This is a genomic window from Isoptericola sp. NPDC060185, from assembly GCF_042728595.1.
In the GTDB taxonomy this organism is placed as follows: Bacteria; Actinomycetota; Actinomycetes; order Actinomycetales; family Cellulomonadaceae; genus Isoptericola.
Map to the genome: position 1 here is coordinate 1 of NZ_JBHWYY010000078.1, position 19,141 is coordinate 19,141.

The 19,141-nt window shown below is 74.0% G+C and carries 13 protein-coding genes; 10 read left to right on the forward strand and 3 right to left on the reverse strand.

What is annotated here, in order from left to right; translation table 11 throughout:
* The first annotated feature begins 107 nt into the window (after positions 1-107).
* Together ACFWDO_RS18035 and ACFWDO_RS18040 are read left to right on the forward strand one after the other, a co-directional pair.
* The gene (locus tag ACFWDO_RS18035; protein WP_380321920.1) at positions 108-1,064 is read left to right on the forward strand and encodes a LysR family transcriptional regulator; all 957 of its coding nucleotides are present in this window, start codon (positions 108-110) and stop codon (positions 1,062-1,064) included.
* Positions 1,065-1,150: 86 nt separating this feature from the next.
* Positions 1,151-2,635 carry a S1 family peptidase gene (locus ACFWDO_RS18040; protein WP_380321923.1) on the forward strand — a complete coding sequence of 495 codons (1,485 nt, stop codon included), beginning with the start codon at positions 1,151-1,153 and terminating at the stop codon, positions 2,633-2,635.
* Positions 2,636-2,659: 24 nt separating this feature from the next.
* On the opposite strand, the gene ACFWDO_RS18045 is transcribed toward ACFWDO_RS18040, so the two are convergent.
* Positions 2,660-4,084, reverse strand: a complete 1,425-nt coding sequence (locus tag ACFWDO_RS18045) for a TrkH family potassium uptake protein (protein WP_380321926.1) — start codon at positions 4,082-4,084, stop codon at positions 2,660-2,662.
* 56 nt (positions 4,085-4,140) lie between these two features.
* Positions 4,141-4,782, reverse strand: a complete 642-nt coding sequence (locus ACFWDO_RS18050; RefSeq protein ID WP_380321929.1) for a TetR/AcrR family transcriptional regulator — start codon at positions 4,780-4,782, stop codon at positions 4,141-4,143.
* Positions 4,783-4,895: 113 nt separating this feature from the next.
* On the opposite strand from ACFWDO_RS18050, the gene ACFWDO_RS18055 reads away from it, so the two are divergent.
* The 6 genes from ACFWDO_RS18055 (at position 4,896) to ACFWDO_RS18080 (ending at position 13,424) form a co-directional block, all read left to right on the forward strand.
* On the forward strand, positions 4,896-7,508 hold the full coding sequence (locus ACFWDO_RS18055; protein WP_380321932.1) for a beta-glucosidase: 2,613 nt from the start codon (positions 4,896-4,898) through the stop codon (positions 7,506-7,508).
* Positions 7,509-7,573: 65 nt separating this feature from the next.
* Positions 7,574-9,259, forward strand: coding sequence for an ABC transporter substrate-binding protein (locus ACFWDO_RS18060; RefSeq protein WP_380321935.1), 1,686 nt, complete (start codon positions 7,574-7,576; stop codon positions 9,257-9,259).
* On the forward strand, positions 9,259-10,365 hold the full coding sequence (locus ACFWDO_RS18065) for an ABC transporter ATP-binding protein (RefSeq protein ID WP_380321938.1): 1,107 nt from the start codon (positions 9,259-9,261) through the stop codon (positions 10,363-10,365). The genes ACFWDO_RS18060 and ACFWDO_RS18065 overlap by 1 nt, the downstream gene beginning before the upstream one ends.
* Entirely contained in the window at positions 10,362-11,342 is a 981-nt protein-coding gene (locus ACFWDO_RS18070) for an ABC transporter permease (protein ID WP_380321941.1), read from the forward strand. The genes ACFWDO_RS18065 and ACFWDO_RS18070 overlap by 4 nt, the downstream gene beginning before the upstream one ends.
* 1 nt (position 11,343) lies before the next feature.
* Positions 11,344-12,378 (forward strand): ABC transporter permease, encoded by a 1,035-nt coding sequence (locus ACFWDO_RS18075; protein ID WP_380321944.1) that lies wholly within the window; start codon positions 11,344-11,346, stop codon positions 12,376-12,378.
* Positions 12,375-13,424, forward strand: a complete 1,050-nt coding sequence (locus ACFWDO_RS18080) for an ABC transporter ATP-binding protein (RefSeq protein WP_380321946.1) — start codon at positions 12,375-12,377, stop codon at positions 13,422-13,424. The genes ACFWDO_RS18075 and ACFWDO_RS18080 overlap by 4 nt, the downstream gene beginning before the upstream one ends.
* A gap of 75 nt (positions 13,425-13,499) precedes the next feature.
* Here the strand turns inward: ACFWDO_RS18080 and ACFWDO_RS18085 are convergent, their stop codons facing one another.
* A complete protein-coding gene (locus ACFWDO_RS18085; RefSeq protein ID WP_380321948.1) occupies positions 13,500-14,945 on the reverse strand; it encodes an MFS transporter in 1,446 nt (481 codons plus the stop codon).
* Between the two features lie 231 nt (positions 14,946-15,176).
* On the opposite strand from ACFWDO_RS18085, the gene ACFWDO_RS18090 reads away from it, so the two are divergent.
* Both ACFWDO_RS18090 and topA read left to right on the forward strand, forming a co-directional pair.
* Entirely contained in the window at positions 15,177-16,160 is a 984-nt protein-coding gene (locus ACFWDO_RS18090) for a phosphatase PAP2 family protein (protein WP_380321951.1), read from the forward strand.
* A 123-nt stretch (positions 16,161-16,283) separates the two neighbouring features.
* Entirely contained in the window at positions 16,284-19,106 is a 2,823-nt protein-coding gene (topA, locus tag ACFWDO_RS18095; RefSeq protein ID WP_380321954.1) for a type I DNA topoisomerase, read from the forward strand.
* The last annotated feature ends 35 nt before the right edge of the window (positions 19,107-19,141 follow it).

Below are 19,141 nucleotides of genomic sequence, written 5' to 3' on the forward strand. Positions count from 1 at the left end.
GTATAAGAGACAGGGACCCGTGATCGGGTCCCGGGCGGCGACGTGTCCGGGACCGGGCTGTCCGGGAGATGGGGCGCCGTGCCCCGGGCGACGGTACGTTGCCGGGCATGGAGATCGAGCTCCGACACCTGCGCATGCTGGTGGCGGTGGCCGAGTGCGGCAGCGTGACGAAGGTGTCCGCGGTCCTCGGCCTCGCGCAGCCCGCGCTGACGGCGCAGCTGAACCGGATCGACCGGGCGCTGGGCGGCCCCGTGTTCGTCCGGGACCGGGCGGGCAGCCGCCCCACCGAGCTGGGGCTGCTGGTGCTGCGGCACGCGCGGGTGCTGCTGCCCGCGGCGGCGGCGATGCGGGACGACGTGCGGCACCTGCTCGCGCGGGCTGTCGACGACGCGCGCCCGCTGCACCTGGGCACGGTGAGCACCGTGCTGGGCGGGCTGTTCGTCAACGCGCTGTACGCGTCGCGCGCGGGCGTGCGCGTGCGGATGTCGACGTCGTGGTCGCCCGCCGAGACGGCGCGGCACCTGGAGTCCGGCGAGCTGGACGTGGCACTGGTCGGCTCGTGCCCGGACGCGACGCTGCCGGCGGGGCGCGGCGTGGTGTGGTGGCGCCTGTACGACGACCCCGTGTGCGTGCTGCTGGCCGACGACCACCCCCTGGCCGCCCGGTCGCAGGTGCACCTCGGGGAGCTGGCGGACGAGTCGTGGCTGTCGGCGCCGGGGGACGGCTGCTTCGAGCGCTGCTTCGTCGCGGCGTGCGCGCGGTCGGGGTTCACGCCGCGCGGGATGGGGGAGGGCGACCGGGAGTCGGTGGTGGAGCAGGTGCGCGCGGGCCACGGGGTGGCGCTGGTGCAGCCGCTGCTGCTGGACGCTCCGGGCGTGCGGGTCGTGGGGCTGGCGGGCGAGCCGCTGCGGTGGACGCACTCGCTGGGCCGGGGCCGCGCGGCGGGGGAGCGCTGGGACGACGCGCTGCTCGTCGCGGCCGCGCAGAGCGCGCACGACGAGGCCGTGCGGCGCACGCCCCGCGCGGCCGCGACCGACGTGACCGGTCATACCGCGGCGGTATGACCCGGTCGGCATCTGGGCACCCGCCGGGTGAATTCCTACCGTGAGCGGCACCGGGCGCTCGCCCGGACCTGACGGAAGGAATTCCGATGAGACGAACGACCCTCAGGACGCTCGCCGCAGCGGCGGCCGGCCTCACGCTCGTCGCGGCGGGGGCCACGGCGACCGCGGCGACGGCGGGGGCCGACGGCGGGTCCCGCGACGACGCGGGCCGCTACTCGGCGGGGCTGTTGCGCGCGATGCAGGACGACCTCGGCGTGTCGAAGGCGCGTGCCGTGGAGCGGCTCGACTTCCAGGCGGACGCCGCCGAGACGCAGGCGGCGCTCGACAAGACGCTCGGCAAGGACTTCGCCGGCACGTGGCTGGACCCGCAGGACGACGTCGTCTACGTGGCCACCACGGACGCCGGCGACGCCGCGAAGGTGCGGCGGGCGGGAGCCCGCGCGGTGGAGGCCCGCTGGTCCCTCGACCGGCTCCAGGGCTGGGCCGACGACCTGGAGGGCGCGCTGGGCGACGCGCGCGGCGTGCCGTCCTGGGCCGTGGACGTCGAGGAGAATGCCATCGTGGTCCAGGTGCACCGCGGCGCGGAGAAGACGGCCCGTGCGGCGGTGCGGGCCGCGGGCGTGCCGCGCGGCGCGGTGACCTACGCGGTCACGGCCGACGAGCCGCGGCTGCTCCAGGACGTGGTGGGCGGCAACGCCTACTACATCGGCCAGGGCACGCGCTGCTCGGTCGGCTTCGTCGTGACGACGGGCTTCGTCACGGCGGGGCACTGCGGCCAGACGGGCGCGACGACGTCGCAGCCGTCCGGCACGTTCGCAGGCTCCAGCTTCCCGGGCAACGACTACGCGTACGTGCGCACGGCCGCCGGCAACACGCTGGTGGGCGCGGTGAACAACTACGCGGGCGGCCAGGTCGCGGTGGCGGGCGCGACGCCCGTCTCGGTGGGCGCGCAGGTGTGCCGCTCCGGGTCGACGACGGGCTGGCACTGCGGCACGGTGACGGCGCTCAACTCGTCCGTGACCTACCCGGAGGGCACGATCACCGGGCTGATCCAGACGACGGTCTGCGCGGAGCCGGGCGACTCCGGCGGCTCGCTGCTGGCGGGGAACCAGGCGCAGGGCGTCACGTCGGGCGGGTCGGGCAACTGCAGCTCGGGCGGCCAGACGTTCTTCCAGCCGGTCGGCGAGATCCTGGCGGCGTACGGCCTGACGCTCGTGACGAGCGGCGGGGGCGACCCGGAGGAGCCGCCGCCGGGCAGCGCCTGCACGGGCACGTCGCACACGGCCACCGGGTCCCTGTACTCGGGCGGCCAGGCGGTCGAGCCCGACGGCAGCTACTTCTCGCTGAACCGCTCCACGACGGTGCGCGCCTGCGTGGACGGCCCGGCGGGCGCGGACTTCGACCTGTACCTCCAGAGGTGGACGGGCTCGACCTGGGCGACCGTCGCCCAGGGGGCGACACCGTCGGACGACGAGACCCTGTCGTACGCGGCGACGTCCGGCTACTACCGGGTGGTGGTGCACGCCTACACGGGCTCCGGCGCCTACACGGTGGGCATCTCGGCGGCCTGACCGCCGGTCCAGGGGTGGCCGTCGTCAGCCGATGACGACGGCCGCCTCCGGGCGCCGGTACAGCCGCTGCCGGTCGCGCATCGCGAGGCCGGTGCCGAGCGTGATCGGGCCGAGGCGCCCGAGGAACATGAGGGCCACCAGGACCAGCTGGTGCCAGGCCTGCATGTCGGCCGTGATGCCCGTGGACAGGCCGGTGGTGCTGAAGGCGGACACCACCTCGTAGAGCACCTGGTCGAGGGTGAACGCGCTGGTGGACAGGGTGATCGCGAGCGTGGGCACGACGACCGCCGCCACCCCGATGAGCGCCACGGTGAGCGCCTGCCGCTGGGTGCCGGGGGTCAGCCGCCGGTCGAAGAGGGTGGCGTCGGGGTCGCCGCGCAGCTCGGACCAGATGGCGACGGCGAGGACGGCGAAGGTGGTGACCTTGATGCCGCCGGCGGTGCCGCCGGACCCGGCGCCGACGAACATCAGCATGTCGGTGAAGAACCAGGTGCCGTTGTTCGCCTGGGACAGGTCCACCGAGTTGAACCCCGCCGTGCGCGGCATCACCGCCTGGGTGAACGCGGCCAGCACCTTGGCGGGCGGGTCGAGGGGGCCGAACGTGCCGGGGTTGCGCCACTCGGCGGCGAGGAAGAAGCCCGTGCCCACCACGAGCAGCGCCGCCGTCATGAGCAGGGTGAGGCGCGTGTGCACGCTCCAGCGCGACAGCTGTCGCAGGTCGGTGGGGCCGTCCTGGACGCGCCGGGTGCGGTGCAGGCGCCACAGCTCCAGCAGCACCGGGAAGCCGAGGCCGCCCACGATGATCGCCGCGCAGATCGGCAGGCAGACCCACGGGTCCGCGACGAACGGCACGAGGTTCTGGCTGTAGATCGAGAAGCCGGCGTTGTTGAACGCCGAGACCGCGTGGAAGACCCCCGACCACAGGGCGCGGCCGGCCGGCTCGTCGTAGGCCGTGGCGAACCGGAGCGTGAGGACCGTGGCCACCACGAGCTCGCTGACCACGGTGAACCGGAGCACGCCCAGCAGCACGCGCCGCACGTCGCCCATCCCGACCGAGCGCGTGGACTCGGTGGCGACCAGGCGGGTGCTCAGCCCGAGGCGCCGCGTCAGCAGCAGCCCCAGCAGCGACGCGAGCGTCATGACGCCGAACCCGCCCACCTGGATCAGCAGCAGGATCACGACCTGCCCGAACGGCGTCCAGAAGTGCTCGGTGTCCACGACGGCGAGCCCGGTCACGCAGGTCGCGGACGTGGCGGTGAACAGGGCCTCGACGAAGCCGGCGCTGCGCCCGGTCGCGCTGATCGGGAGGCTCAGGAGGGCGGTGCCCGCGCCGATCGTGGCGAGGAACGCCAGGGTGACCACCTGTGCCGGGCGGCGGCGCAGGCTCGCGGGCGACGCGGGCGAGGACGGTGGCACCCGGTGCGGGCGCAGCCAGGGAATCAGGTGCACGAAGGAAAAGTGTGCACCTGCCAGGGCGCGGTCCCCAGCGCGGGCGCCCGACGGCGTCAGCCGACGACGCGCGGGGCGTCCGGCCCGGCGAGCGCGGCGGTGAGGATCGCCTCGATCGCGAAGGCGGTGTCCTCGGCGAGGTCGACGGCGTCGGGCGCAAGCAGCCACTGCACCTGGAGGCCGTCCATCACGCCGATGACGGCGCTGGCGGCCCGCCGCGCGCGGGCCTCGGCGAGGTCGACGCCGCGCTCCTGCGCCACCTGCAGCAGGGCGCGGGTGATCTCGCCGCGCAGCACCGTGAAGCGCTCGGTGACCCAGTCGGCGGCGGGGTGCCCGTCGGTGACGGACTCGCCGGTGAGCACGGAGTAGGCCTGCACGATGCCGCGCCGGTCCGCGTTGAGGCGGGCCGTGGTCATGAGGTGGCGGAACAGGTCGAGCCCGCCGGGGATGTGCTGGCCCTCGAGGTGCTCGACGTCCACCCGGTCGCGGTACTCGAGCACCGCCCACAGCAGCTTGTCCTTGCTGCCGAAGTGGTGCAGCACGCCCGCGTGCGTGATGCCGACCTGCTCGGCCACGTCGACGAGCGACCCCGCGTGGTAGCCCTTCGAGCCGAACACGCGCGTCGCCGCGCCGAGGATCTCCTCGCGCCGCTCGGCCTTCGAGGGGCGGGTCCGTCGCGGGGAGCTGCCGTCTGTCATGGCGTCACCATACTGTGACCTTCGTCTACTTACTTACCTGTCAGTAACTGTGGTTCACTGGGCGCCAGTCGGGACCGACGAGGGCGCCGACAGGGACGAAGGAGTGCCACCGCGTGTCATCGCAGACCGCCACCACCAGCACCGACGCCGCCGCGCGCGCCGTCGCCCCCGCGGGCGACGAGCACCTCGAGCGGGCGATCGACGCGCTCGTCGACCGCCTCGACCTCGAGGAGAAGGCCGCCCTCGTCGTCGGCGCCTCCCTGTGGGCCACCGTCCCCGTGGAGCGCCTGGGCCTCGAGCCGGTGGTGATGTCCGACGGCCCGGTCGGCGTCCGCGACCCCGAGGGGAGCGGGACGTCCGCGATGCTGCCCGCCCCGTCGGCGCTCGCGGCCACCTGGGACGTCGGCCTCGCCCGTCGGGCGGGCGCGCTGTTCGCCGCCGAGGCCCGCCGTCACGGCGTGGACATGGTGCTGGCGCCGCAGGTGAACCTGCAGCGCACGCCCGTGGGCGGCCGCCACTTCGAGTGCTACTCCGAGGACCCGCACCTCACCGCCGAGGTCGCCGTCGCCCTCGTGACCGCGGCGCAGGAGCGCGGGGTGGGCATGTGCGTCAAGCATTACGTCGCCAACGACTCCGAGACGGACCGCACCCGCTACCTCGCCCGGGTGGACGAGCGGACGCTGCGCGAGGTGTACCTCGCGCCGTTCGAGCGGCTCGTCGCCGCCGGCGCCTGGAGCGTCATGGGCGCGTACAGCGGCGTCGACGACGGCCGCGTCGCGGCGCCCGCGCTCGAGCACCGGCCGCTGCTCACCGGCGTGCTCAAGGAGGAGTGGGGCTTCGACGGCCTCGTCGTGAGCGACTGGGTGGCCACGCAGTCCGTGGCGCCCGCCGTCCGCGGCGGCCTCGACCTGCAGATGCCCGGCCCGGACGGCCCCTGGGGCGACGGGCTGCTCGACGCCGCCCGCGCCGGCGCCGTCGACCCCGCCGACCTCGACGACAAGGTGCGCCGGCTGCTGCGCCTGGCGCACCGCGTGGGCCGGCTCCGGCTGCCCGGCGACGCCGCGCCCACGGTGCACGAGGGGCACGCCCCGGTCGACGCCGTGCCGCTGCTGCGCGAGCTGGTCGCGCGGTCCGTCGTCGTGCTCAAGGACAACACCGGCGTGGTGCCGCTGGTCGACCCGTCGCACGCCCCGGACGGGACCGCCGGCACGCCGCTGCGGGTCGCCCTGCTCGGCGCGCACGCGGTGGAGCCGTTCTTCCAGGGCGGCGGGTCGTCGTTCGTCGTGCCCGACCGCCTCAGCCATCCCGCGGACGCGCTGCGCGCCGCGCTGCCGGAGGGCTCCGTCGTGGACGTCGTCGCCGGCTCGCGCGTGCTGCGCAACCCGCCGGCGCTGGACCCGGCCCGCTGCACCGACCCCGTGACCGGCGCCCCCGGCGTCCGGGTCGAGTGGCTCGCCGCCGACGGCGCCGTGCGCCGCGCCGAGACTGCCGCCGACTGGGACGGGTGGTGCGCCGACGTCGGCCCCGACGACGCGACCCTGCGCCTGTCCGCCCGCGTGCGCACCGACGAGCCGGGCACCCACGAGCTCGGGGTGGGCACCGTCGGCGTGCACCGCGTGCGGGTGGACGGCCGCCTCGCCTCCGCGGGCGACGTCGTGGCCCGCGAGGACGTCATCCTCGCCTCCGCGCACAACCACCCCGTCGCCGCGACGCTCGCGGTCGAGGGCGGGGCCGATGGCACCCTGCTCGAGGCGGACCTGCAGGTGGTGCACCCCGTCGGCTACGACCGCTTCGTGCGCGGCGCGCTGGTGCACCGGCTGCCCGGGCCCACGGCCGAGGAGGAGCTGGAGGCTGCGGCCGCCGCGGCCCGCGCGGCCGACGTCGCGGTCGTCGTCGTGGGGACCACGCACGAGGTGGAGTCCGAGGGGTACGACCGCGCCGACCTGGCGCTGCCGGGGAACCAGGACGCGCTGGTGCGCCGCGTGCTCGCCGCGAACCCGCGCACCGTGGCGGTCGTCAACGCCGGCGCCCCCGTGCTCCTGCCCTGGTACGACGACGCACCCGCCGTGCTGTGGGGCTGGCTGCCCGGCCAGGAGGCCGGCACCGGGCTCGCCGACGTGCTCACCGGCGTCACCGAGCCGTCCGGCCGCCTGCCGTGGACGCTGCCCGCGCGCGCCGAGGACGTGCCCGTGCCGCACGCCGTCCCCGTCGGCGGCGTCGTCGACTACGCCGAGCGCCTCGACGTCGGGTACCGCGCCTGGGAGCGGCGCCTCGACGCCGGCTCGGGTGCCGGGCCCGAGCCGGCCGCCCCGTTCGGGCACGGGCTCGGCTGGACGACCTGGGACTACGAGGTCGCGGCCCTCGCCGCCCCCGGGCCCGGCCCGGCCGACGCGGACGTCGTCGTGCGCGTCACCGTGCGCAACACCGGCACCCGGGCCGGGCGCGAGGTCGTCCAGGTGTACGTGACCCCGCCGCCCGGCACGGCCAGCACCGACCCGGCGCGCCCCGTGCGGTGGCTCGGCGGCTTCGCCGTCGTCGACGCCGCGCCGGGGGATCGCGTCACCGCCGAGGTGCGTGTGCCCCGCCGCGCCCTCGAGACGTGGGACGCCGCAGCCGGCGGCTGGACCACCCCGCCCGGCACCTACCGGCTCGTCGTGAGCCGGTCGGTGCGCGACCCGCGGCTCGACGTCGCCCTCGACGTCCCGCCCGGGCCGCTCACCCCCTGACGTCCCACCCAGCTGTCCACACCCAACCGCCCCGCGTCGTCGGGGCACGTGCAAGGAGGCACACCGTGAGAATCCGCAAGCTCAGCACGGCGGTCGCGAGTGCGGCGGTCGTCGCCCTGCTGGCCGCAGCCTGCGGCGGAGGCGGCGGCACCGGCGACGGCGACCCGTCCGCGTCCGGTGGCGGGGTCGGCACCGAGACCCTGACCGTCGGCATGCCCAACGGCGTGCAGACGAACAACCAGTCGCCGTTCGCCACCGGCTCCTCGGCCCTGTCCCTCGGCTACGCGTTCGTCATCTACGAGCCGCTCATGATGCGCAACCAGGCGAAGCCCTCGGAGGAGCCGAAGCCCTGGCTGGCCGAGAAGATCGAGTGGAGCGAGGACTACACCCAGGCCGTCATCACGCCGCGCTCCGGCGTGACCTGGTCCGACGGCGAGGACTTCACCGCGAAGGACATCGCCTTCTCGATCCAGCTGCGCATCGACAACGACGGCCTCAACGCCGCCGCGCTGCCGTACGACAAGGTCGAGACGGACGGGTCCACCGTGACCGTGTCGTTCACCGCGCCGCAGTACGTCAACCAGTCCAAGCTGTACGACCTGCTCATGGTGCCGGAGCACCTGTGGAAGGACGTCGACGACCCGACGACGTTCACCAACGAGAAGCCCGTCGGCACCGGCCCCTACACGCTCGAGTCGTGGACGCCGCAGGCGGCCACCGTGAAGGCGCGCGACGACTACTGGGGCGGCCAGCCGAAGGTCCCGGAGATCCGGTACTCGTCGTACAACGACAACAACGCGCTCACCACGGCCCTCACCACCGGCGAGGCCCAGTGGGGCTGGACGTTCATCGCCGACTACGAGAACGTCTACATCGCGCAGGACCCGGAGCACTACCACCAGTACGCGGCCGCCGGCCTCGGCATCGACGCGCTCTTCCTCAACAACGAGAAGAAGCCGTTCGACGACGTCGCCTTCCGCAAGGCGCTGAACATGGTCATCGACCGCGACGAGCTGGTGAAGGTCGCCACCTCGGGCGTGAACCCGCCGCTGACCAACGCCACCGGCCTGCCGCTGCCCGCCGGCGAGGAGTTCCTCTCCGACACGTTCGCCGGTGACGACCTCGCGGTCGACGTCGACGGCGCCAAGGCGCTGCTCACCGACGCCGGCTACACGTGGGAGGGCGACAAGCTCGTCGACCCCGACGGCGAGAAGGTGACGTTCGAGCTCACCAACCCGGCCGGCTGGAACGACTACCTCACCGCGCTCGACCTCATCAAGAACGCGGCGGCGAAGCTCGGCGTCGACGCCACCGTCAACCCCGTGAACCAGGACGGCTGGTTCGCCGACGTCATCCCGCCGGGCGACTTCCAGGCCTCCCTGCACTGGACCGACGGCGGCGCGACGCCGTGGGACATGTACGCCGACCAGTTCGACGGCGCGCAGTACAAGAAGCTCGGCGAGCCGGCCACGTGGAACTTCGGTCGCTTCCAGGACGACGACGCGACGAAGGCGTTCGCGGACTACGCGGCGGCGACCGACGACGCGGCCCGCGCCGCGGCGATGGAGACCATCCAGAAGGTCTACGTGGAGCAGGTGCCGGCCATCCCGATCTGGTCGCGTCCGGCCACCGCGCAGTACTCGACGCTGAACTACGTCGGCTGGCCGTCCGAGGACGACCCGTACAACCAGCCGCAGCCCACCGGCGTGCAGGCCGCGCAGATCGTCATGAACCTGGAGCCCGCGTCCTGATGCCCGCCCAGACCACCTTCCCCGGGGCGCCCGCCGGCGCCCCGGGGGAGGCCCCCCAGCCCGATCCCGGGGCACCCGTGCTGGAGGCCGTCGGGATCACCAAGCACTACCCGGTCAAGGGCGGCGGCCGCGGTACCGGGCGCGGCGCCGTCGTGCACGCCGTCGACGGTGTGGACCTCGCCCTGCACCGGGGCCGCGTCGTCGCCCTCGTGGGCGAGTCCGGCTCCGGCAAGTCGACCATCGCGCGCCTGCTCGCCCAGCTCCAGCCCCTCACCGCCGGCCGCCTGCTGCTCGGCGGCACCGACGCGCGGGCCCGCGGGCGCCGCGCGTTCCGCCGGTACGTGAACCGCGTCCAGATGATCTTCCAGGACCCGTTCGCGTCATTGAACCCGGTGCACCCCGTGCGGTACACCCTGACGCGCGCCCTGCGGATCCACCGCGGCCGGCTGCGCGGGCCCGAGCTGGAGCAGGCCCTCGCCGAGCTGCTCGGGCGCGTGCACCTCACGCCCGCCGAGCGGTACGTCGACAAGTACCCGCACGAGCTGTCGGGCGGGCAGCGCCAGCGCATCGCCATCGCGCGGGCGCTCGCCGCGGACCCCGACGTCCTGCTCGCCGACGAGCCGATCTCGATGCTCGACGTGTCCATCCGACTCGGGATCCTCAACCTGCTGGCCGACCTGCGCGACCGGCTGCACCTCGCGATCCTCTACATCACGCACGACATCGCGTCCGCCCGGTACTTCGCCGACACCACCCTCGTGATGTACGCGGGGCGCGTCGTGGAGTCGGGGGACAGCGAGTCGGTCACGCAGGACCCGAAGCACCCGTACACGCGGCTGCTCCTGGCGTCCGCCCCCGACCCCGAGGACCTGGCCGAGCGCCCGCAGGGCACGCCCCGCGGCGAGCCGCCGAGCCTCGTGAGCCCGCCGAGCGGCTGCCGGTTCCACCCGCGCTGCCCGTTCGCCACCGACCTGTGCGCCGCCGAGGCGCCGCCCCTGCTCGACGTCGGCCGCGGGCCTGAGGGGGAGCCGCGGCAGGCGGCCTGCTGGGGATACTCGGACCGCGCCGACGCCCCGGTGCTGACGACCACGGGAGGGGACGCATGAGGTTCGTGCTGCGCCGCGCGGTGTTCTACCTGTTCACCGCCTGGGCCGCCATCACCATCAACTTCTTCGTGCCCCGGCTGCTGCCGGGCGACCCGGTCACCGCTCTCATGGGCCGCATGCAGGGCCGCATCGACTCGAACGCGGAGGAGTCCCTGCGCGTCCTGTTCGGGCTCGACCAGGACATGTCCCTGTGGGACCAGTACGTGCACTACTGGCAGATGCTTTTCCACGGCGACCTGGGGCTGAGCTTCACCCACTTCCCGACCCCGGTGTCCGAGATCGTGATGCAGGCGCTGCCGTGGACCGTCGGCCTCGTGGGCATCGCCACGATCATCGCGTTCTTCCTCGGCACGGCCATCGGCACCGGTATCGGCTGGCGGCGCGGCACCTGGGCGGACTCGCTGCTGCCGATCACCACGTTCTTCTCGGCGGTGCCCTACTTCTGGCTGGGCCTCATCGCCATCGCCGTGTTCGCCGTCAACCTCGGCTGGTTCCCGTCGAACGGCAGCTACGACCGCGGCATGGTGCCGTCGCTGAGCTGGGAGTTCGTCGGCTCGGTGATCTACTACGGCACCCTGCCGGCCCTGACGATCGTCGTGTCGTCGGTCTCCGGCTGGATCCTCGGCATGCGCAACATGATGGTGACGGTCTCCAGCGAGGACTTCGTCACCGTGGCGCACGCCAAGGGGCTGCCGTCGCGGGCCGTGGTCGTGGGCTACGCGGCCCGCAACGCCGTGCTGCCGCAGGTGTCGAGCTTCGCGCTCGCCCTCGGCTTCGTGGTGGGCGGCACGCTCGTCATGGAGATGGTCTTCAGCTACCAGGGCATCGGCTACACGCTCTACCAGGCCGTCTCCACCCACGACTACCCGCTGATGCAGGGCTGCTTCCTCGTCATCACGCTGTCCGTGCTGGTCGCCAACCTCGTGGCGGACCTGGCCTACGCGGCGCTCGACCCCCGCACCCGGCAGGAGGGCTGACATGGCCACATCGACCACCGCGATCGAGGTCGCGGCACCCACGGGGCCGGACGACGTCGGCACCGGCGTCGCGCGGCCCGGCCGGCGCCCGCGGCTGCTGTTCCTGCGCAACTCCAAGGCCCTGGTCGGCATCGGCATCCTCGTGTTCTTCGGGATCCTCGCCGTCGTCGGGCCGTGGATCGCGCCGTACGACCCGGACCAGGTGAGCACCGCCCTGCTGCAGCCGCCGTCCGGCGCGCACTGGCTCGGCACCGACCACACCGGCCGGGACATCCTGTCCCAGATCATCGTCGGGACCCGTGGGGTGCTCGTCGTCGGGCTCGTCGCGGGGCTCGGGGCCACCGCGCTCGGCGTGCTCGTCGGGGTCACGGCGGGGTTCGTCGGCGGCCTCGGCGACGAGGGGCTGTCGGCGCTGTCGAACGTCTTCCTCGTCATCCCGCAGCTGCCGCTCATCATCATCATCGCGGCCCAGCTGCCCAGCGCGGGCGGCGTCACGGTGGCGCTCGTCATCGGCGCCACCGGGTGGGCCTGGGGCGCGCGCGTGCTGCGCGCCCAGACCCTGTCCCTGCGCAAGCGGGACTTCGTCGAGGCCGCGCGCGCCACCGGCGAGCGCACCTGGCGGATCGTCCTGGCCGAGGTGCTGCCCAACCTCACGGCGATCATCGCCGCCGGCTTCGTCGGCACGGTGACGTTCGCCGTGCTGAGCCAGGTGACGCTCGCGTTCATCGGCATCACGCCGGTGAGCGAGTGGAACTGGGGCACCATCCTGTTCTGGGCCCAGAACAACCTGGCGCTGCAGCGCGGCGCCTGGTGGTGGTTCGTGCCCGCCGGCCTGTGCATCGCCCTGCTGGGCATGGCGCTCACCCTGATCAACTTCGGCATCGACGAGCTGGTCAACCCGCGCCTGCGCAGCACCGGCATGCACGCCCGCACCCTGCGCCGCCGCGGCATCCGCCCGCGCGTCGGTTTCACGCCCGTGGTCCGGGAGGCGCGACCCGCCACCACCACCGTGCCCACCACCGAGGAGGACCGATGAGCGAGCCCGTGCTGGAGATCCGGGACCTGCACGTGGACTACGGCTTCGGCGACGACCCGACGCACGTGCTGCGCGGTGTGGACCTCACGCTGCACCGCGGCGAGGTGCTGGGCCTGGCGGGGGAGTCGGGCTGCGGCAAGTCGACCCTCGCGTACGCCGCGACACGGCTGCTGCCGCCGCCCGGCCTCATCACCGGCGGGGAGGTGTGGCTCACCGACCGCGAGGGGCGGCGCAGCGACGTGCTCGGCCTCACCGACGCGCAGCTGCGCGCCGCCCGCTGGCGCGACGTCGCCATCGTGTTCCAGGGCGCGATGAGCTCGCTCAACCCGGTGTTCCGGATCGGGCGCCAGCTCACCGACGGCATCCGCGCCCACCGGCCCGGCCTGTCGGCGCGGGACCTCGAGGCGCGCGCCGCCGAGCTGCTGGAGATGGTCGGCATCTCCGCCGACCGCCTCCGGGCGTACCCGCACCAGCTGTCGGGCGGCATGCGCCAGCGCGTGATGATCGCGATGGCGCTCGCCCTGGAGCCGCAGGTGCTCCTCATGGACGAGCCGACGACGGCGCTGGACGTCGTCATGCAGCGCCAGATCCTCGAGCAGATCATGGAGCTGCGCGACCGGCTCGGGTTCTCCGTCGTGCTCATCACCCACGACGTGTCCCTGCTCGTGGAGGTCGCCGACCGCATCGCGATCATGTACGCGGGGGAGATCGTCGAGGAGGCCACCGCCTCGGAGGTGTACCGCAAGCCCCGGCACCCGTACTCGTCGGGGCTGCTGAGCTCGTTCCCCCCGCTGCACGGGCCGCGGCGCGAGCTGTCGGGCATCCCCGGCGCCCCGCCGGACCTGCAGCGGCTCGGCGCGGGCTGCCCGTTCGCCCCCCGCTGCCCGCACGCGATGGACGTCTGCCGGGACGTGCGGCCGGTGCTCGGCCCGCCGAGCACGGGCGAGGACCGGCGCGTCGCGTGCCACCTGCACGACGCCGGCCTCGTCGCCGCGGGCTCGGGCACTGGTTCGGGTGTCGGTCTCCCGCCGGAGCTCGCCCGCTGACCCCTTCGAGCACGGGATCCGTTTCGCCGATGGGCCTGATGGCGATACGGATCCCGTGCTCGGAAGTGACGGCGCTCAGCGCGCGTCCGCCCCGACCGACGCGGTCGTGGTGTCGCCCGACCCGCCGGCGGCGGGCGCCTGCGGGTCCCGACCGAGCAGGAGGCCGGTGAGCACGGCACCCACCAGCGCGATCACGGCCGCTCCGACGAACACGGCGGAGAACCCGTCGGTGAGGGCGACGACGTCGCCGAGGGCGGTCGCGCCCGCCGCGGCGCCGACGGCCGTCATCGCGGCCAGGCCGAGGGCCGAGCCCACCTGGTAGCTCGTGTTGACGATGCCGGAGGCCAGCCCGCCCTCGGACGGCGCCGCGCTGGAGATGGCGGTGCCGAGCGACGGGATGAACGCCAGGGACATGCCCAGGGCGGCGACGAGCGTCGCGGGCAGGACGTCGACGACGTAGCTGCCGTCGGGACGCACCAGGGCCAGCCAGCCGAGCCCGGCGGCCAGCAGGACGAGGCCGGTCACCGTGGTGGTCGTGGTGCCGAACCGGGCGATGACGCGCGGCGCGAGCACCACCATCCCGAGCATGATCAGCGCGGTCATGGGCACGAGCGCGGCACCCGAGGCGAACGCGTCGAACCCGAGCACCTGCTGCAGGTACAGGTTGAGGAAGAACCACATCGGGATCCACGCGGCGCCGAGCAGCAGCTGGGCGAGGTTCGCCGCGCCGAGGCGCGGCGTGCGGAAGATGCGCAGCGGGACCAACGGCTCGCGCCGCACGGCCTGACTGACGACGAACAGCACCAGGAGCACCGCGGCCCCGCCCAGCACCAGCCAGGTCTGCGGGGCGGCCCAGCCGACCTCGGGTGCGCGGACGACGCCGTAGACGAGGGCGCCGAGACCGGCGGTGACCGTCAGCGCGCCGACCAGGTCGACGGAGCCGGATGCTCCCGTGCGGGCGGCGGGCAAGAAGCGCGGGGTGAGCAGCAGGATGACGAGGGCCACCGGCACGTTGAGCCAGAACACCCACGGCCAGCTGAGGTACTGCGTGATCAGGCCGCCGAGGAAGACGCCGGCGGTGCCGCCCGCGGGGGCCGCGGCGCCGTAGACGGCGAGCGCCCTGGTGAGCTCGCGTGGGCTCGACCCGAAGACGGTCATGAGGAGCGTGAGCGCGGCGGGCGCGATCATCGCCGCACCGACGCCCTGGACCGCGCGGCCGGTGAGCTCGGCGGCGACCGACCCGGCCGCGCCCGCGAGCACGGAGCCCCCGAGCAGCACCACCCAGCCGAGCGTGAAGAGGCGCCGCGCGCCGAACAGGTCGGACAGGCGTCCGCCGAGCAGCAGCAGGCCGCCGAAGGCCACGACGTACGCGTTGAAGACCCAGGAGAGGTTGCCCTGGGAGAAGCCGAGGTCGTCCTGGATGCGGGGGAGGGCGACCCCGATGATCGACGTGTCCATGATGACCATGAACTGCGCGGCGGCGATGAGCGCGAGAGCCCCGCCGCGTGCGGTGGTGGACATGAGGTTCCGTTTCCGGCTCGGGCCGTGACGGCCGGGCCTGAAGGGCTGGGCTAGATACCCCGGTGGGGTATAGCGGGGAACGTAGCGTACCCCTGGGGGGTATGCAAGGGGTTCGTGAAGACCGATGCGTGTCGGCGTCGCGCGAGCAGGTCCGACGGCGACGTGCGGGAGGGGGAGAGGTCCCCACGCCGCGCGTACGTTTCCGTCACACCGAGTCGGTAGCGTGATCCCGTGCTCACCGCGACGCGCCCCCAGACGCCGCCGACCCCCTCGCAGGGGACGGCGGGAGTCGGCGCGCCGATCCTGCCGGTCGGCGCGTGGCGCGGGGAGCGGCCCACGCCGCGGACGAGGACGGCGCCGCGCGTCGTGGCCGCCGTCGTCGCGCTGCTCGCGGCGGTAGGCGTCTGGCTCGTGTGGCGCTTCTTCGTCGGCACCGCGGCGGGCCAGCGGGTGGACGACCTCGCGTTCGACGGCGCCACGCACGGGCAGGGCCGGCTGTGGCAGGTGGCCGAGCCGGTGCTCGACGTCGTGTCCGTGGCGTTCGTCGTCGCGGGCGTCGGGGTCGCGATGCTGGTCGCCGTGCTCCGCAGGCGGTGGGTGCTCGCGCTGCAGGTGGCCGTCCTCGTGGCGGGCGCCAACATCACGACGCAGGTGCTCAAGCACGGGATCCTCGACCGGCCCGAGCTGCTCGACGGCTGGACCGGTCCCAACACGCTGCCCAGCGGCCACACCACGGTGGCCGCGTCGGTCTCCGTCGCCCTGCTGCTCGTCACGCCCCGCGCGTGGCGCGCCGTCGTCGCGCTGCTGGGCGCCGCGTACACGGGGGCCACGGGCGTCTCGACGCTCGTCGGCCAGTGGCACCGCCCGTCCGACGTCGTGGCCGCTGTGCTCGTCGTGCTCGCGTGGGGCGCGCTGGTGTGCGCCCTCACGCCGGCGTCGTCCACCGACGAGCTGCGCCGGGCGGGGGAGTCGTACCGCGCTCCGGGCTCGTACGTGGTCGCCGGGCTGCTGCTGCTCGGGTCGCTGGCCGGGGCCGTGGTCTCCGGCGCGACGCTCGTCGGCCTCGTGCGCAGCGGCGACCCGGTCCCGCTCTCGCCCGACCTCACCGCCTACGCGGCGGGCGCCCTGGGCGTCCTCGCCGTGACGGCCGCGGCGTTCGCCGTGCTCCTCCTGCTGCGCCAGCTCACCGCGCAGCCTCGCCGCACGTCTCGGTAGAGTGCCGCCCGACGGCCCGTGTCGGGGAAGTGACGAGCGGATGTCGTACCGTGACATGACCGGTCGGCCGGCCGGCGCCCAGCACCGCCGCCAGCACCGCAGCACCAGGGAAAGCAGGAACGGATGCCCCAGCCACGCAAGCTCGTGATCGTCGAGTCGCCCACCAAGGCTCGCAAGATCCAGGGCTACCTCGGCGACGACTTCGAGGTCGAGGCGAGCGTCGGGCACATCCGCGACCTGCCCCAGCCGAGGGACCTGCCCGCGGAGATGAAGAAGGGCCCGTACGGCAAGTTCGCCGTCGACGTCGACAACGGGTTCGACCCCTACTACGAGGTCCACGCGGACAAGAAGCAGAAGGTCCGCGAGCTGAAGAAGGCCCTCAAGGAGGCCGACGAGCTCTACCTCGCCACCGATGAGGACCGCGAGGGCGAGGCCATCGCGTGGCACCTCATCCAGGAGCTCAAGCCCAAGGTCCCGGTCAAGCGGATGGTCTTCCACGAGATCACCCGTGAGGCGATCCTGCGGGCGCTGGAGAACACCCGTGAGCTCGACGAGGACCTCGTCGACGCGCAGGAGACCCGCCGCATCCTCGACCGCCTCTACGGCTACGAGGTGTCTCCGGTGCTGTGGCGCAAGGTGCGCCAGGGCCTGTCGGCAGGCCGCGTGCAGTCCGTCGCCACGCGCCTTGTCGTGGAGCGCGAGCGGGAGCGCATGGCGTTCGTCGCCGCGGACTACTGGGACGTCAGCGGTCAGTTCGCGCCCACCGAGGGCGACGACGCCGGGCAGGCGTTCCGCGCCCGCCTCACCGGCCTCGGGGGCGACCGGGTCGCCGCGGGCCGCGACTTCGACGACCGCGGCCGACTCAAGGTCCGCACCTCTCGGGGCCCCCGCGAAGACCCGCAGCGAAGCGAGGACGCTTCGCGGGGTGAGACGGGCGTCGTGCAGCTCGACGAGGCGGCGGCGAACGCCGTCGTCGCCGGGCTCGCGGACGCCGCGTTCGCGGTCCGCTCGCTCGAGACCAAGCCGTACTCGCGCAAGCCGGCGGCGCCGTTCACCACCTCGACGCTGCAGCAGGAGGCGGGCCGCAAGCTGCGCATGAGCTCGCGCCAGACGATGCGCACCGCGCAGGGACTGTACGAGAACGGCTACATCACCTACATGCGGACCGACTCGCCGTCGCTGTCCGCGGAGGCGACCGACGCCGCACGCCGGCAGGCGGCCGAGCTGTACGGGCCGGAGTACGTGCCGGGCGCGCCGCGGCTGTACGCCACCAAGAACAAGGGCGCGCAGGAGGCGCACGAGGCGATCCGCCCCGCGGGCGACTCGTTCCGCACCCCCGCCCAGGTGGCGCGCGAGATCTCCGGCGACCAGTTCAAGCTGTACGAGCTGATCTGGAAGCGCACCGTGGCCTCGCAGATGGCCGACGCGAAGGGGTCGACGGCGTCCGTGCGGGTGGCCGCGACGCTGGCCGGCGCGGCGGGCGACCTCGCCGGCCGCGACGCCGTCTTCTCGGCCTCGGGCACCGTCATCACGTTCCGCGGCTTCCTCGCCGCGTACGAGGAGGGGACGGACGTCGCCGAGGGCGACCAGGGCGGCGCGGCGGGCGCCGGGTCGGGCAAGGACGCGCGCCTGCCCCGGATGGCCGAGGGCGACCCCCTGCGCGGCGACGACCTCGTCGCCGAGGGCCACTCGACCACGCCGCCGGCCCGCTTCACCGAGGCGTCGCTGATCAAGGCGCTCGAGGAGCTGGGCATCGGCCGGCCGTCGACGTACGCCGCGACGATCTCGACCGTCCAGGACCGCGGCTACGTGCGGACCAAGGGCCAGGCGCTGATCCCGACGTGGCTCGCGTTCGCCGTCGTGAAGCTGCTCGAGGAGCACTTCCGCTGGCTGGTGGACTACGACTTCACGGCCGAGATGGAGGCCGACCTCGACCAGATCGCGTCGGGCAGCCGGGACCGCGTGGCCTGGCTGACGCGGTTCTACTTCGGCGACGGCACGGGCGAGAGCACCGGCTGGGGCCTGCACGAGCTGGTGGAGAACCTCGGCGAGATCGACCCGGTGGCGATCAACTCGGTCGAGATCGGCGAGGGCATCCGCGTGCGGGTCGGCCGCTACGGCCCGTACGTCGAGGACCTGGGCGCCGAGGTCGCGGAGGGCCAGAACCCGCCGCGCGCGTCGATCCCGGAGGACGTGGCCCCCGACGAGCTGACGGTCGCGATGGCGCGCGAGCTGCTGGCCGCGGGCGCCGACGACGGTAAGCAGCTCGGCACGGACCCGGTGTCGGGCAACGCGATCATCGCGAAGTCGGGCCGCTACGGGCCGTTCGTCACCGAGGTGCTGGACCTGCCGGAGATCGACCCGAGCCTGTCGGCCGCGGCGCAGAAGCGGGCGAAGGCCGCGCAGCCGAAGCCGCGCACCGCGTCGCTGTTCAAGGACATGTCGCTGGAGACGGTGACCCTCGACGACGCGCTCAAGCTGCTGTCCCTGCCGCGCGTGGTGGGCACCGACCCGGAGTCGGGTGACGAGATCACCGCGCAGAACGGGCGCTACGGGCCGTACCTGAAGAAGGGCACCGACTCGCGCACCATTGCGTCGGAGGAGCAGCTCTTCACGATCACGCTGGACGAGGCGCTGAAGATCTACGCCGAGCCCAAGCGGGGCCGGGGCGCTCGCCCCGCGACCCCGCCGCTGCGCGAGCTGGGCGACGACCCGACCAGCGGCAAGCCGATCGTCGTCAAGGACGGCCGGTTCGGCGCGTACGTCACGGACGGCGAGACGAACCGGACCCTGCCGCGCGACCTCACGCCGGAGAGCATCACGCCCGAGCGGGCGATCGAGCTGCTCGCGGAGAAGCGGGCGGCCGGTCCGGCCAAGAAGCGCACGACGACGCGCAAGCCTGCCGCGAAGAAGCCCGCGACCAAGAAGCCGGCCGCCAAGAAGTAGCGAGCCGTGCTGTGAGCGGGCGATTGGCCCCGGTT

What these genes read in the sequence shown, in the direction of transcription:
- ACFWDO_RS18085 (WP_380321948.1), bottom strand. Translation starts at nt 14,945, where the DNA reads ATGTCCACCACCGCACGCGGCGGGGCTCTCGCGCTCATCGCCGCCGCG.
- ACFWDO_RS18050 (WP_380321929.1), bottom strand. Translation starts at nt 4,782, where the DNA reads ATGACAGACGGCAGCTCCCCGCGACGGACCCGCCCCTCGAAGGCCGAG.
- ACFWDO_RS18070 (WP_380321941.1), top strand. Translation starts at nt 10,362, where the DNA reads ATGAGGTTCGTGCTGCGCCGCGCGGTGTTCTACCTGTTCACCGCCTGG.
- ACFWDO_RS18065 (WP_380321938.1), top strand. Translation starts at nt 9,259, where the DNA reads ATGCCCGCCCAGACCACCTTCCCCGGGGCGCCCGCCGGCGCCCCGGGG.
- ACFWDO_RS18075 (WP_380321944.1), top strand. Translation starts at nt 11,344, where the DNA reads ATGGCCACATCGACCACCGCGATCGAGGTCGCGGCACCCACGGGGCCG.
- ACFWDO_RS18080 (WP_380321946.1), top strand. Translation starts at nt 12,375, where the DNA reads ATGAGCGAGCCCGTGCTGGAGATCCGGGACCTGCACGTGGACTACGGC.
- ACFWDO_RS18035 (WP_380321920.1), top strand. Translation starts at nt 108, where the DNA reads ATGGAGATCGAGCTCCGACACCTGCGCATGCTGGTGGCGGTGGCCGAG.
- topA (WP_380321954.1), top strand. Translation starts at nt 16,284, where the DNA reads ATGCCCCAGCCACGCAAGCTCGTGATCGTCGAGTCGCCCACCAAGGCT.
- ACFWDO_RS18040 (WP_380321923.1), top strand. Translation starts at nt 1,151, where the DNA reads ATGAGACGAACGACCCTCAGGACGCTCGCCGCAGCGGCGGCCGGCCTC.